General features: G+C 72.4%; 10 protein-coding genes. 7 read left to right on the top strand and 3 right to left on the bottom strand.

Annotated features, from left to right (window positions below; genetic code table 11):
• Positions 1-7 precede the first annotated feature (7 nt).
• Entirely contained in the window at positions 8-1,552 is a 1,545-nt protein-coding gene (gene mftG / locus GFH49_RS04535; protein ID WP_230396159.1) for a mycofactocin dehydrogenase MftG, read from the bottom strand.
• Positions 1,553-1,718: 166 nt separating this feature from the next.
• Here mftG and mftA point away from each other — a divergent pair, with 166 nt between their 5' ends.
• The 6 genes from mftA to mftF are packed head-to-tail and all read left to right on the top strand — an operon-like array spanning position 1,719 to position 6,812.
• The gene (gene mftA / locus GFH49_RS04530) at positions 1,719-1,847 is read left to right on the top strand and encodes a mycofactocin precursor MftA (RefSeq protein WP_155054439.1); all 129 of its coding nucleotides are present in this window, start codon (positions 1,719-1,721) and stop codon (positions 1,845-1,847) included.
• Between the two features lie 10 nt (positions 1,848-1,857).
• Positions 1,858-2,133, top strand: coding sequence for a mycofactocin biosynthesis chaperone MftB (gene mftB, locus GFH49_RS04525; protein ID WP_230396158.1), 276 nt, complete (start codon positions 1,858-1,860; stop codon positions 2,131-2,133).
• Complete coding sequence (gene mftC / locus GFH49_RS04520) at positions 2,130-3,401, top strand: mycofactocin radical SAM maturase (protein ID WP_155054438.1); 1,272 nt, start codon at positions 2,130-2,132, stop codon at positions 3,399-3,401. The genes mftB and mftC overlap by 4 nt, the downstream gene beginning before the upstream one ends.
• Before the next feature lie 8 nt (positions 3,402-3,409).
• Positions 3,410-4,597, top strand: coding sequence for a pre-mycofactocin synthase MftD (mftD, locus tag GFH49_RS04515; RefSeq protein ID WP_155054437.1), 1,188 nt, complete (start codon positions 3,410-3,412; stop codon positions 4,595-4,597).
• A gap of 20 nt (positions 4,598-4,617) precedes the next feature.
• Positions 4,618-5,385: a mycofactocin biosynthesis peptidyl-dipeptidase MftE gene (gene mftE, locus GFH49_RS04510; protein WP_155054598.1), complete on the top strand. Its 768-nt coding sequence runs from the start codon at positions 4,618-4,620 to the stop codon at positions 5,383-5,385.
• On the top strand, positions 5,385-6,812 hold the full coding sequence (mftF, locus tag GFH49_RS04505) for a mycofactocin biosynthesis glycosyltransferase MftF (protein WP_155054436.1): 1,428 nt from the start codon (positions 5,385-5,387) through the stop codon (positions 6,810-6,812). Before mftE ends, mftF begins: the two co-directional genes overlap by 1 nt.
• On the opposite strand, the gene mftR is transcribed toward mftF, so the two are convergent.
• The gene (gene mftR, locus GFH49_RS04500) at positions 6,787-7,404 is read right to left on the bottom strand and encodes a mycofactocin system transcriptional regulator MftR (RefSeq protein ID WP_155054435.1); all 618 of its coding nucleotides are present in this window, start codon (positions 7,402-7,404) and stop codon (positions 6,787-6,789) included. The two genes, mftF and mftR, sit on opposite strands and share 26 nt — an antisense overlap.
• 236 nt (positions 7,405-7,640) lie before the next feature.
• On the opposite strand from mftR, the gene GFH49_RS04495 reads away from it, so the two are divergent.
• Positions 7,641-9,422 carry a helix-turn-helix domain-containing protein gene (locus GFH49_RS04495; RefSeq protein ID WP_155054434.1) on the top strand — a complete coding sequence of 594 codons (1,782 nt, stop codon included), beginning with the start codon at positions 7,641-7,643 and terminating at the stop codon, positions 9,420-9,422.
• Positions 9,423-9,699: 277 nt separating this feature from the next.
• On the opposite strand, the gene GFH49_RS04490 is transcribed toward GFH49_RS04495, so the two are convergent.
• Positions 9,700-12,759 carry an AfsR/SARP family transcriptional regulator gene (locus tag GFH49_RS04490; protein WP_155054433.1) on the bottom strand — a complete coding sequence of 1,020 codons (3,060 nt, stop codon included), beginning with the start codon at positions 12,757-12,759 and terminating at the stop codon, positions 9,700-9,702.
• Positions 12,760-12,881 lie beyond the last annotated feature (122 nt).

Genomic DNA, 12,881 nt, shown 5'->3' with positions numbered 1-12,881 from the left:
GCCCGGTTCACGGCAGCTCGTGGCGCATGGCGTGTGCCACGAGCTCGCCGATGAGGACGGCGGTCGCCGCCGGACCGCGCAGGGGCGCCGTGGGCAGGATCGAGGTGTCGGCCACCCGCAGTCCGGTCAGGCCGTGCAGCCTTCCGTAGCGGTCCACCGCGCTGCGGGGATCGCCGGCGGGTCCCATGGGCACCGTGCCGCAGGAGTGCTGGGAGGTACCGAGACGAGCGGCTGTCCAGGCGTCGAGCGCGTGGTCGTCGCCCAGCACTTCCGGGCCCGGCTCCAGCAGTCCGAGGGAGACCTCGCCGAAGGCGCGGGTGCCGATCAGAGCCACGGTGTGCCGTACGGCCTCCCGCAGCCGGCGCCTGTCGTCGGGCGTCCGGAGATAGCCGTAGTGGATGTCGGGTGGAACGGCCGGATCGGCGGACCGGGTGCGCAACCCGCCGCCGCTCCGCGGTGACTGGACGGACACGAGGAAGGCGAGGGGCGCCCCGGGAACGACCGGGGCCCCGCCGGCCAGGCCTGTCACCGGAACGAGCGACTGAAGGACCTCCAGGTCGCCGGGATGGGTGCCGTCCGACGACGGCAGGTGCAGGGCGGCGCCGAGCCACGAGCCCGCGGGCACGTCCAGAGGCAGGCGCGGCGTCCACTCGACCACCACCTGCGGGTGGTCGCTCAGGCGGGCGCCGACGGCCGGAAGGTCCGCGACGACGGGAATGCCGAGCCGTTCGAGATCGGCGCGCGGTCCGATGCCCGACAGGTGCAGCAGGTGGGGCGAGGCGAAGGCTCCGGCGCACAGGACGACCTCCCCGGCTTCGACGGTGATGTGCCGCCCGTCGCGCTCGACCACCACGCCGGTCGCACGACCGCGCTCGACGACGACCCCGCGGACCTGGCAGTTGCCCTCCACGGTGAGGTTGGGGCGTGCGAGAGCGCCCAGCAGATAGCCGATACCGGTGTTGACACGCACCCCGTCCACGGCGTTGGCCGGCACGGGGCCGAACCCGGGCGCGCGCTGGGCGTTCTTGTCGGGTTCCTCCGGAAAGCCCAGTTCGAGTGCGGCGGCCCGGAACGCCGCGGCGGCGGGGTGCCGCAGGTCCGTGCGCCGGACCGGCACCGGGCCTTGGTCTCCGTGCAGGTCGTCGGCGCCGTAGTCGAGATCGTTCTCCAGACGGCGCAAGAACGGGAGCACGCGGGGGTACGACCACGCGGCGCCGCCCGAGACCGCCCACCGGTCGAAGTCGTCGAGCCGGGCCCGGATGAAGTAGCCGCCGTTGACGGTCGTCGAACCTCCGAGGAAGCGTCCCCGGGGCACCGTGTACGGACGGCCCGGGGTGAGGCGTACCGCATAGGGCTGGACGGCGGCGTGGCCGGGCTGCGCGCCGGGCACCAGGCGGGCGTCCAGCAGATCGGGGCCGAACGCGGATCTGCGGCGGGGCACCCTCCCTGCCTCCAGCAGCAGCACGCGACGCCCGTCGTCCTCGCTGAGGCGTGCCGCGAGCGCGGCACCGCTCGCTCCGGCCCCTACGACGATGACGTCCGGTCGCTTCACCGGCCCCGGCCCGGGTCGGCTGCGTGCCGGGTCAGCCCGCCCTGCGGAAAAGCCACCGCGACCGACCCCTTCACTTTTGACACTTGGTGCCATTACTCTCCGGGAAATCCCGCCGTACGGCAACCGGTCCAAGACCGCCCTTGGCCGGACGATTCGAGGAGGACCCATGGACGAGATCCGCCCCACCCAAACCGTCGCGGCGCCCCCCGAGGAGCCGCAGACTCCCGAGGCCCTGATCGAAGCCGACGACCTCATAGAAGAGGTGTCGATCGACGGCATGTGCGGCGTCTACTGAGCAGCCCGCGATGACCACGATGGACCTCGACCGCGCCTGGGACCTGCACCCGCAGGTCTCGGTGCGACCGGAACCGTTCGGCGCGCTGCTCTACCACTTCGGCACGCGCAAGCTGTCGTTCCTGAAGGACCGCAGACTGCTGACGGCCGTCCAGTCGCTCGCGGACACGCCCACGGCCCGGGCCGCGTGTCTGGCCTCGGGCATCACGGAGGCCGAACTTCCGCGCTACGGACGGGCCCTGGCCGCTCTCGTCCAGTCGTCGATGCTGGTGGGAAGGACCTCATGACAACGGCGCCCGAAGCCCCCGTGGCCCGGCACGGCACCTCACGGCTGGTCGACCTGTTCGAGTACGGCCTCGCCGCCCCGATCTGCCTGACCTGGGAACTGACCTACGCCTGCAACCTCTCCTGCGACCACTGCCTGTCCAGCTCCGGCCGGCGCGATCCGCGCGAGCTGAGCACCGCCGAAGCGAAGGCCGTCATCGACGAACTGGAGGCCATGCAGGTCTTCTACGTCAACATCGGCGGCGGCGAGCCCACGGTCCGCCCCGACTTCTTCGAGCTGATCGACTACGCCACCGGCCATCACGTCGGGGTGAAGTTCTCCACCAACGGCATCCGGATCACCCCCGCCGTCGCCCGGCGGCTGGCCCGCAACGACTACGTGGACGTCCAGATCTCACTCGACGGCGCGACCGCCGAGGTCAACGACGCGGTGCGCGGCGCCGGTTCGTACGCCACGGCGATCAGGGCCATGGAGAACCTCGCCGACGCGGGAATGAGGAACTTCAAGCTGTCCGTGGTGTGCACCCGGCACAACATCCCGCAGATGGACGAGTTCAAGGCACTCGCCGACCGCTACGGCGCCCAGCTGCGCCTGACGCGGCTGCGCCCCGCCGGGCGCGGCGCCGACGTGTGGGACGAGCTGCACCCGCTGCCCGCGCAGCAACGTCAGCTGTACGACTGGCTGGTGGCGCACGGCGACACCGTGCTGACCGGCGACTCCTTCTTCCACCTCTCCGCGTACGGGCAGGCCCTGCCGGGCCTCAATCTGTGCGGCGCCGGACGCGTGGTGTGCCTCATCGACCCGGTCGGAGACGTGTACGCCTGCCCGTTCGCCATCCACGAGGACTTCCTGGCGGGGAACGTACGCACGCCCGGCGGTTTCGCCGAGGTGTGGCGCGACTCGGAGCTCTTCCAGCGTCTTCGCGCCCCGCAGAACGGCGGAGCCTGCGCTTCCTGTGCCTTCTACGACACCTGCAAAGGGGGGTGCATGGCCGCGAAGTTCTTCACCGGGCTGCCGCTGGACGGCCCCGACCCCGAGTGCGTGCGGGGCCACGGCGAGGAACTGCTGGCCCGGCGTCCCCAGGACGGGACACGCCTGCCCAAGCCCTCGGTGGACCACTCCCACCGCACCTCCCCGGCCCGGCGTTCCAGGCCCGTGGACCTGACGCTCGTACGCCGCCGGGAGGACCTCGACCGGCCGCCGGTGAGCGCGTGCGCGGAGGGTCCGCTGACCGGGTTCCGCCTCACAGGGACCGGCGACCAGAAATGACATGGCATATGCGGAGAAACCCCTGGTTCGAGACGGTCGCCGAAGCGCAGCGCCGAGCCCGCAAGCACCTTCCGAGCACGGTCTACGACGCGCTCGTCGCCGGCTCGGAGCGCGGCAGCACCATCGACGACAACCTCGCCGCGTTCGCCGAACTGGGCTTCGCTCCCCGCCTGGTCGGGCACCACGCCGAGCGTGACCTGTCGACGACCGTGATGGGCCTGCCGACGGCACTGCCCGTCCTCGTCTCCCCGACCGGCGTCCAGGCGGTACACCCGGACGGAGAACTGGCGGTGGCCCGTGCGGCGGCCAGTCGGGGCGTCATCATGGGCCTGAGCTCCTTCGCCAGCAAGCCGGTGGAAGAGGTCGCGGCAGCCAATCCCGACACGCTCTTCCAGCTGTACTGGAGCGGCACCCGAGAGACCATGGTCCAGCGCATGGACCGGGCCAGGGCCGCCGGCGTGAAGGGGCTGATCGTCACGCTCGACTGGTCCTTCTCCCACGGCCGTGACTGGGGCAGTCCCCCCATCCCGGACAAGATCGACCTGAAGACCATGGTGCGGTTCGCTCCCGACGTCGTGACCCGTCCCCGGTGGCTGTGGAAGTTCGCCAGGTCGGGCCGCGTCCCGGACCTCACGACCCCCAACATGGGGCCGGCCGCCGGCGGCCCGGCCCCCACGTTCTTCGGTGCCTACGGCGAATGGATGCAGACCCGGCCGCCGACCTGGGAGGACGTCAAGTGGCTGCGCGAGGAGTGGGGCGGTCCGTTCCTGCTCAAGGGCGTGAGCCGGGTGGACGACGCCAAGCGGGCCGTCGACGCGGGAGTGACCGCCCTGTCGGTGTCCAACCACGGCGGCAACAACCTGGACACCACACCCGCCAGCATCCGGATGCTCCCCTCGGTCGTCGCGGCGGTCGGTGACGAAGTCGACGTAGTGCTCGACGGCGGCATCCGCCGCGGCGGCGACGTGGCGAAGGCACTCGCCCTCGGCGCGCGAGCCGTCATGATCGGACGGGCCTACCTCTGGGGGCTGGCGGCGAACGGGCAGGCCGGAGTGGAGAACGTCCTGGACATCATGCGCGGCGGCCTCGACTCCGCCGTGCTGGGCCTGGGCCGGGCCTCCGTCCACGACCTCTCGCCCGACGACCTGGTCGTCCCGCCGGGCTTCGCCAGAACACTGGGCGCCGGCGCGGCCTGACGATGTCTCACGACCACGTGATGCGGCCGGCCACCCGTGACCTCGCCCGCACCGTCTGGACGGCCGTTCCGCCCGGCCCCCTGGTCCTGGTGCCGATCGGGTCGACGGAGCAGCACGGCCCGCATCTGCCCCTGGACACCGACAGCGTGATCGCGCGGGCGGTCGCGGAGCGGGCGGCGGACGCCCTGTCCGCGGTGCCGGAAGGCCCGCCGCTGGTGGCACCGACGATGGTGTACGGAGCCAGCGGTGAACACGCCGGTTTCCCGGGCACCGTCTCGATCGGGCACGAGGCGCTGTGCTCGGTGATCGTGGAGTCGGTGCGGTCGCTGTCGCTGTGGGCGGGGCGGGTCGTCTTCGTCAACGGTCACGGCGGCAACACGGTGACCCTCGACACCGCCGTCGCACGGTTGCGTGCCGAGGGCCACGACGTCGCCTGGACCGGCTGCGGCGTTCCGGGAGGCGACGCGCACGCCGGCCGTACGGAAACCTCCGTGATGCTGCACCTGGCCCCGCGGGACGTGCGCATGGACGCGGCCGTCGCCGGGGACACCCGGCCGGTATCCGCTCTCATGCCGGACCTCGTCGCCCACGGAGTCCGGGCGGTCTCCCCCACCGGAGTGCTCGGCGACCCGACGGGGGCCTCGGCGGAGGAAGGACGCAGAGCGATGGAGCTGATGGTGTCGCTCGCCGTCGGGCGCATCGCCGCGGGCGTCGCCGACAGCCGCGGCCGCCTCGTCGACCCCGTCGACGAGGGCGGGGATCAACCAGAGGGCAAGGGTGTGCGCTGATGCCACTCCCCCACGGCTTCGTCGTCACCCTGGACCGGCACACCCGGGTCCTCGACGACGGGCGGGCCCTCCTCGGCGGGTTCCCGACCCGCCTGCTCCGGCTGGCGCCCCGCGCCCGGCCGTTGCTGACCGGCAGGACCGTACGCGTCAAGGACACCGCGAGCGCGATCCTGGCGGAACGGCTGCTCGATTCCGGTATGGCGAACCCGGATGTCACGGCGCTCCCGCCCTGCCCGGACCGCCGGTACACGGTCGTCGTGCCGGTGCGCGACCGGCCGCGTCAGCTGGACCGGCTGCTCGCGGCCCTCGGGACGGACGCCCCGGTGATCGTCGTCGACGACGCGTCACGCCGCCCCGAGGCGGTGGCCGGCGTCGCGGCCGGGCACGGCGCCCGGCTGGTCTCCCTGCCCGCCAACCTGGGCCCCGCCGGGGCGCGCAACGCGGGACTCCGGCTCGTCACCACGCCCTACGTCGTGTTCGCCGACTCCGACGTCGTCCTGAGCCCGGACACGGCGCCCATGCTGCTCAGGCACTTCGCCGACCCGCGGGTCGCCATGGCCGTACCCCGCATCGCGGGCCTGTCGACCGCCGCGTCCCCGAACTGGATCGGGCGCTACGAAGAGGCCCGCTCGTCGCTCGACCTGGGCCGGGCACCGGCCGAGGTGCGGCCCGGCACACCCGTCTCCTGGGCGAGCACGGCCTGCGTCGTGGCGCGCGTGGACGCGCTGGGGGACGGCTTCGACGACAGGCTCCGCGTCGGTGAGGACGTCGACCTGTGCTGGCGGCTGTTCGAGAACGGCTGGCGGTTGCGCTACGAGCCGCGGGTCGAGGTCGCCCACGAACACCGCGTGCGGCTCGGCGACTGGTTCCTGCGCAAGGCGGAGTACGGAACCGGGGCCGAACCGCTCGCCCGGCGCCACCCTCAGTTCATCGCCCCCGCGGTGTTCGCGCCGTGGAGCACGGCACTGATCGTGGCGCTTCTCGCCCAGCGGCGTTGGTCGCTGCCTGCCGCCGGGGCGGTGTACGGGATCGCCACGGTACGGATCGCCCGTAAGCTCGAAGGAACCAGGCACCCGTACCGGCTGGCGCTGTCCCTCACGGCCAGTGGAGCCGTCGGCGCCCTGAGCCAGACCTCCGCCCTGGTGACCAGGCACTGGTGGCCCCTCACGGCGCTCGGCTGCACGGTGTCGGGCAGGGTCCGCAGGGCCGCGGCGGTCGCCGCGCTGACGGACATCGCTCTTGAATACCGCAAGGACAGTGCGGGCCTGGACCCGGTCCGCTACGGCGTCGCCCGCCGCCTCGACGACCTGGCGTACGGCGCCGGCGTCTGGTTCTCCGCGCTCAAGGGCCGCTCCAGCAAGGCCCTTCACCCCCGCGTCGTCCGCGGCGGCCGGGCGGCCGTCAGAACCGGCCGAAGCCGGCCGTGAGTTGCCTCATCGCCTTGTCCAGGAGGCGGCTCAGGTCCGCCCCCTCCTCGGTCAGCCAGTGCTCGTAGGCGACGACACAGGTCGCGAGGACGGCATGGCCGACATGGCGAGGCAGCATGTCGGTGGGCGGCAACCCCGTGCGCGCCGCCGCGAACTTCGTGACGACCGCCCGCCACGACGCATAGCGCAGCGTCGAATCCGCCTGCAGGGTGGGCACGCGCAGAATCAGCTCCATGCGCTGCCGGTGCCAGGGCACCTCGTCGGGGTCGAACCGGTTGAACTCGACGACGGCGCTGCGGAGGGCGTCCATCATCGAGGTCTTGGGATCAGCCGAGGCCAACAACTCCTCGAACCCGATCAGGTGTTCGCCGAAGTCGCCCCAGACAAGGTCGTTCTTGGACGCGAAGTAGCGGAAGAAGGTGCGGCGGCCGATGCCCGCGGCGGCGGCGATGTCGTCGACGGTGGTGCGGTCGAAACCCTGCCGGGCGAAGAGCTCGAAACCAAGCCGCTCCAGGGCGCTGCGTGAGCTGACGGGCGGACGGCCCGTCCTGGCCGGGGCAGCAGCGGTCGCCTTGTTCGGAAGCTGGCTCACGCGCTCTGTGTCCTTACGACTACCCGTCCTGCTCAGGGACGCCGGATTCCGGGCGATGCACGGTGCTCGTGCCGGACACCGAATTCTACAGCCGCACCATCAGGGGCGGCCGTCGAAAACGGCCGTCGAAAGCGATCGTGGAAGGCAGCCGTCGAAGGCGCCTGAACCGCACGTTTTCGGGCTTATTCACGGCCGCCTGCCAGTCTCCCGTCGACTCGCGATGATGGGAGCTCACCATGTCGACCGAACCCAACTGGATGTCGTCGGCCGTCGGCGCGACCGAACCGATTCGATCACAGCTGCCTGGCGCGGCGGACATCGCCGAGTCCTGGCGCCGGTCCGCCCTCTGCGGAATCCGCCGGTCCGACCTGGTTCCCCGGGTGACCAACGCGGGCCATGCGAACCCGAACCGTCTCGTCGAGTGTGCGCGGCCGGTGGTCGAGCAGTTGGCGACGCTGCACGACGGCGCCGCCGTCGCCGTCGTGCTGGCGAGCGCCGCCGGACAGGTGCTCCAGGTGACGACCTCGGACGTGTTGCTGCGCCACCGCCTCGGCCGGCTCGGGCTCCTCCCGGGTGCCTCGTGGGCGGAGGAACACATCGGCACGACCCCTCTCGGTCTGTCCCTGATGAGCGGTGCTCCCGCCGCGGTCGCGAAAGGGGAGTGCTTCCTCCAAGCCCACCAGGACCTGGTGGGCGGTGCCGCGCCGATCACCCATCCGCTCACCCGGCGTACTCAAGGCGTCTTCGGCATGGTGGCCCTGGCAGACCTCGATCCCCGGATGCTGGCCGGTACGGCGGGACTGGCCGCGTCGGCGGTGGAGCGGGCGCTGGAGCTGCGCGACTCCGGAGACGAGCACCGTCTGCTGGCCGGCTACCTCCGCGAGGCCCGATCCGACGGGGTCCCGGTGCTGGCCTTCGGCAGCCACGTCGAACTGGCCAATCCGTCGGCCCAGCTCATCGACACCGACGATCGCGCCGTCCTCCATCAGCAGGCCGAGAAGGTGGTGCGTGACGACGGATGGGGCACGGTGACCCTCTCGCTGGCCGACGGCCGTCGCCTGCAGGCCGTCGCGCGGCGGGCCGAGGGCGTCGGATCGGGCGATGGTGTCGTCGTCCGGGTCACCGCGGTCGGCGCCGAGCGTCGCCGTACCGACCGACGAGCGGAGCCGACCGGCGAGTCGCCGCTGGCGGAGGCCTTCGTCGGCCGGAGCCGAGCGTGTGCACACGTCCGTTCCCGTGCCGAGCGGATCACCGTCGACACCCCGATGGTCGTGGTGACCGGCGAGCCCGGGACCGGCAAGTTCCTCCTCGCCCGGCTCATCGCGGAGCGGGCGCGGCCGGGTGCCGCCGTGGTGTCGCTCGACGCGGCTGCCGCCGAGCAGGCCTCGAACGCCGGGGTGGTCGCGCAGGTGAGGGCCGAGTTGAGCGGCGGGGGCAGTGTCGTCATCGTCCGGCACGCGGAGATGTTGCAGGGCTGGGAGCACGAGGCGTTGGCTGCTCGGGCGGCCGACGCCGGCCGGTTGTGCCTGCTGCTGACGCGCACCGAGCGGCAGATGGCGGACGAAGATCTGCGGCCGGCCGAGAGCGGCGTCGAGTTGCGCGTCCCTCCGATCCGGGAGCGTCCGGAAGACGTCCTGGATCTGGTGCCGCACCTCGTCCGCGAGATCGCGCCGGACGTCACCGTCGCCCCTGCACTGCTGCGGGCGCTCGTGCGTCACGACTGGCCGGGCAACGCGTCCGAACTCGCGGGACTCGTCCGCGGCGTCGTGCACCAGTTCCACGGTGCGGAGCTGTCCCTCCTCGACCTGCCCAGCGCCTATCTGAATCCGGGGCGCGGCCTGGGGCGGATGGAGCAGGTCGAGCGGCTCACGATCATCCGCGCGCTGCAGGAGAGCGCGGGCAACAAGCTGCGGGCCGCCCAGTCGTTGGGCATCGGCCGCGCCACCCTGTATCGCAAACTGCGCGCCTACCGGATCAACCTCGACGACGAGATCCTGCTCGGCTCGCCCACCCACTGACACGACGCCGCCCGGTCAGGCCACGTGGCAGCGTCCGGGGCACGCCCTGCCTGTTCCGTGCGAGCCGGTTCCGTGCGAGCCGGCACCGGGCCTCGCACGGGACGGAGGGCGGTAGCTGAGCGCACCGCGGGAAGTGCCACATCGACCGTCGGTCATGTGCGGGCCGCTCGTGGCTGGTCGCGCCCGCGCGGCGGCAGCCGTACATCGACACAGCCCCGTGCCCCTTTGGGGCGCGCGCCGATACGCACCGGACGTCGGCGGACCCTCCGAGCCGGGGTCAGCGGCGGAGCTGATGCAAGAGCTTGCGGGTCGCCGGTGCCGGGGTGAGGCCGATGCGGGCCAGGGCCTGCTCGCATCGCCGGAAGCGCCCGAGGACGGCGTCGTCGTCGCCTCGTGCATTCGCGACGGACATGGCGAGCCGCCAGCCACCTTCGCGGTAGGGGTCGGACTCCAGGGCCAGGTCGACGTACACCTGCGCGTCCTGGAACCGGCCGAGATCGAGTGCCAGGGCAGCCGCATCCAGCCGCGCGGTCGTGGCGATCTCGCCGAGCCGGTCTCGCTGTGCGTCGATCCAGAGGGAGGTGAGGCCCTCCAGGTACGGCCCGCGGTCATAAACCCCGAGCGCGGTCACGAGGGCGTCCAGGCGATCCTCGTCCCGTAGCCGCGCGGCCTCGGCGATCCTGGCCTCGAACCGGCTGGAGTCGCTGGTGATCCTCGCGCTCTTGCGCAGGCGCACGGTGCCGTCCTCGAAGAGGATCGCGTCGGGTTCGGGCAGCACGTCACGCAGTTTGCGGATCGCCTGTCGGAGATACGCCTGGGCGGAGTCGTCACGACGACCTGCGAACAGGTCCTCCAGTGCCTGCGTCCGCCCGGCGACACCGCCTCGCGCGATGAGATAGGCGACGAGTTCGACGCTCTTGCTGATGCCGGGACGGAGTTCACGGCCGAAGGCGGTGAGAACGGGTCTGCCCCCGAACTCCACGAGGTGCACGGCCTGCGGGCCGGTGCGCAGTGTCACCGTGCCGTCCTGCGCGATCAGTGCCCGGCCGAGGGCGTGCCAGATCGAGTCCGCCTCCGGTTCGCCGTCGATACGGCGTGACAGCACTGCCGGGAAGTCGGCCAGCGCCCGGAGCATGCTGTGATTGGACCCTTGGCGTGCGGACGCCTCCAGCGCGATCTGTACCGCTCGGTCGGCGCCGTCCTCGTCGCCTGCCCGCCACTCGGCCTCGGCGAGACAGACCGCCGCGGCCGGCAGGATCAGGAACCGACCGCCCTTTCGCATGCTGTCCACCGACTTCCTCAGAAGGTGCAGGGCCGACGTGTCGGCGGTCGCGACACCGGCCTCGGTCCCGCCGTGCAGGCGCAGGAAGGCGTCGACGGCGTCGAGGATCTCCCGGTAGTAGACGGTGGACATGGCGAGTGGATTGTCACGCTGCTGTTCGAGGAGCACGCGCGCCCCGGTCAGGTCACCGCGCCGGATGGCGAGGCGGATCTCGACCAGTCGCAGGCCGACCTCATAGGCGGGAGCACCCGCGCTCCGCGCACGGGCGAGCCCGCCTCGCAACAGCTCCGCGGCCTCCTCCAGCCGGCCCGCGTCCAGCAGTATCTCCGAGCCGAGGAGGGCCTGGGTGAGGCCGTGGCGCTCGGGCATTCTCGTCCGGTTCGCCTCGTACATCCGGACCGCGTCCTCGATCCGCCCCGTGGCGCGCAGCGCGGCGGCCTCGTGCCACCCGGCGACCTCACGGATCCAGGGCGAGGTCCCCGACGGGGTGACCTCGCGGAGAAGGCCCGAGAAGTACATCGCGATCAGGACGATCGCGTCCATCGGGCCCCCGCTGAGCGGTGGTACGTCGGCCGCGTCCGCCCCCGCGTCGTCGGCCCACAGCCGCAGCGCGTACCGGACGGCCAGCACATCGGGGCCGGTGCCGGCGGAGAGGACCTCGTGCGCGTCGTCCATCCGTCCGGCCAGCAGGTAGGCCCATCCCATCAGGGCGGCGGCCCGTCCGGACCGGGCGGCCAGGAGTGCGCGTACCCCCGCCTCGGCGAGGTCGTCCGCGATCGCGACGCAGGTGTGGAAGTCGTCCCTGGCGACGGCCGCCATGAGACGCGCGGTGGTCATGTTCGACGCGGTCGGTTCCTCGCCCAGCGCCGCCGACCATCGGTCCACGATGTCGAGGTCCAGCCGTTCGATCACCGTCAGAACGGCCTTCTCGGCGTGCTGCCCGGCCTCCCGGAGCAGACCGCAGCGCAGGAGCACCTCCGTCGCCTCCTCATGGCGGCCCTCCATGGCGAGCACCCGGGCCTTGCCCCGGAACAGGCCGTGCACGACGTCGCCGTCCCGTTCCTGGAGCAGGGCGGTGAGGAACTCGCGGAAGCGGGAGTGGCACCGCAGCGACCCCTGTCCGCTCCACGTGGCGGGGATATGGGCACGGCGAAGGGCGGCGAGGCGGGCGCCGGCGTCGTCCAGCCCGAGCGCGCGCGCCCGTTGCACGCTGACCTCGTCGAGCACCGACGTGCGGACGAGGAACTCCCGGTCGCGGGGCTCCAGACGGTTGAGGATGTGGGTCGACAGGTAGCCGTGCAGGGGGTCGGCCTCCCCACCCGCGCCGGCCACATGGGCGTCGGCACGCCACGCTTCGAACAGCACACCCGTGACCCACCCGCCGGTGGCCTGTACGGCCGGGCCGGCCGCGATGTCGCCCTTGCCCAGCACGGCGAGCGCCTCGGCGGCCTCCGCCTCGGTGAAGGCGAGTTCGGTCTCCCCCAGCGCCTCCACCGCGGCACCCGGCGGCAGGGTGACGAGCGAGTCGGGCAGCGCGCACCGGCTGAGCAGGATCAGCTTCATGTGCTCGGGCCCGAAGCGGATGACCGCGTCGAGCACGGCCCAGGTTTCCGGCGAGGTACCCAGCTGCTCGACCTCGTCGACGACCAGGACCAGCGGCGCGGCACCGATCGCCTCGACCGCGACGGCGACGGCCTCGCGATGGCCGGCCCCGGCGGCGAGGGCCCGCCGGGCGACCTTCCTGACGCCGGGACGACGGGTCGCGAGTGCCCCGGTGAGGTAGACGAACAGTCTGCCCGGAGCCGAGTCGGTCCGGTCGAGGGTCAGCCAGCAGACCTCCGTGTCGAGCGTCCGGGCGGCCTCTGCGACGGCGGTCGTCTTGCCCGCACCCGCCGTAGCCGACACGGCGACCACGCGGTGGCCGCGCAGGACGTCGCGCAGGCGGTCGACGAGTCGCGCGCGCGGGACAAAGGCCGACGGGAGCGGGGGAATGGCGAGCTTGGCCCGGACGAGGACGGATCCGTCCTCCGTCCCGCTGTCGCCGTCGTCCAGCATGAGGTGAACCGTAGCCGCCCCGGGCGACCTTGAGGAGCCGTCGTAGCTCCACTGTCCCAGATCGAGACGCAGGCCATGAGGCCGGCGGTCCTATGTTGACCGGACAGCCACGCAATGGAGCG

It is taken from the genome of Streptomyces blattellae (assembly GCF_009709555.1).
Taxonomy (GTDB): domain Bacteria; phylum Actinomycetota; class Actinomycetes; order Streptomycetales; family Streptomycetaceae; genus Streptomyces; species Streptomyces blattellae.
This window is presented reverse-complemented; position numbering and strand designations above follow the sequence as displayed.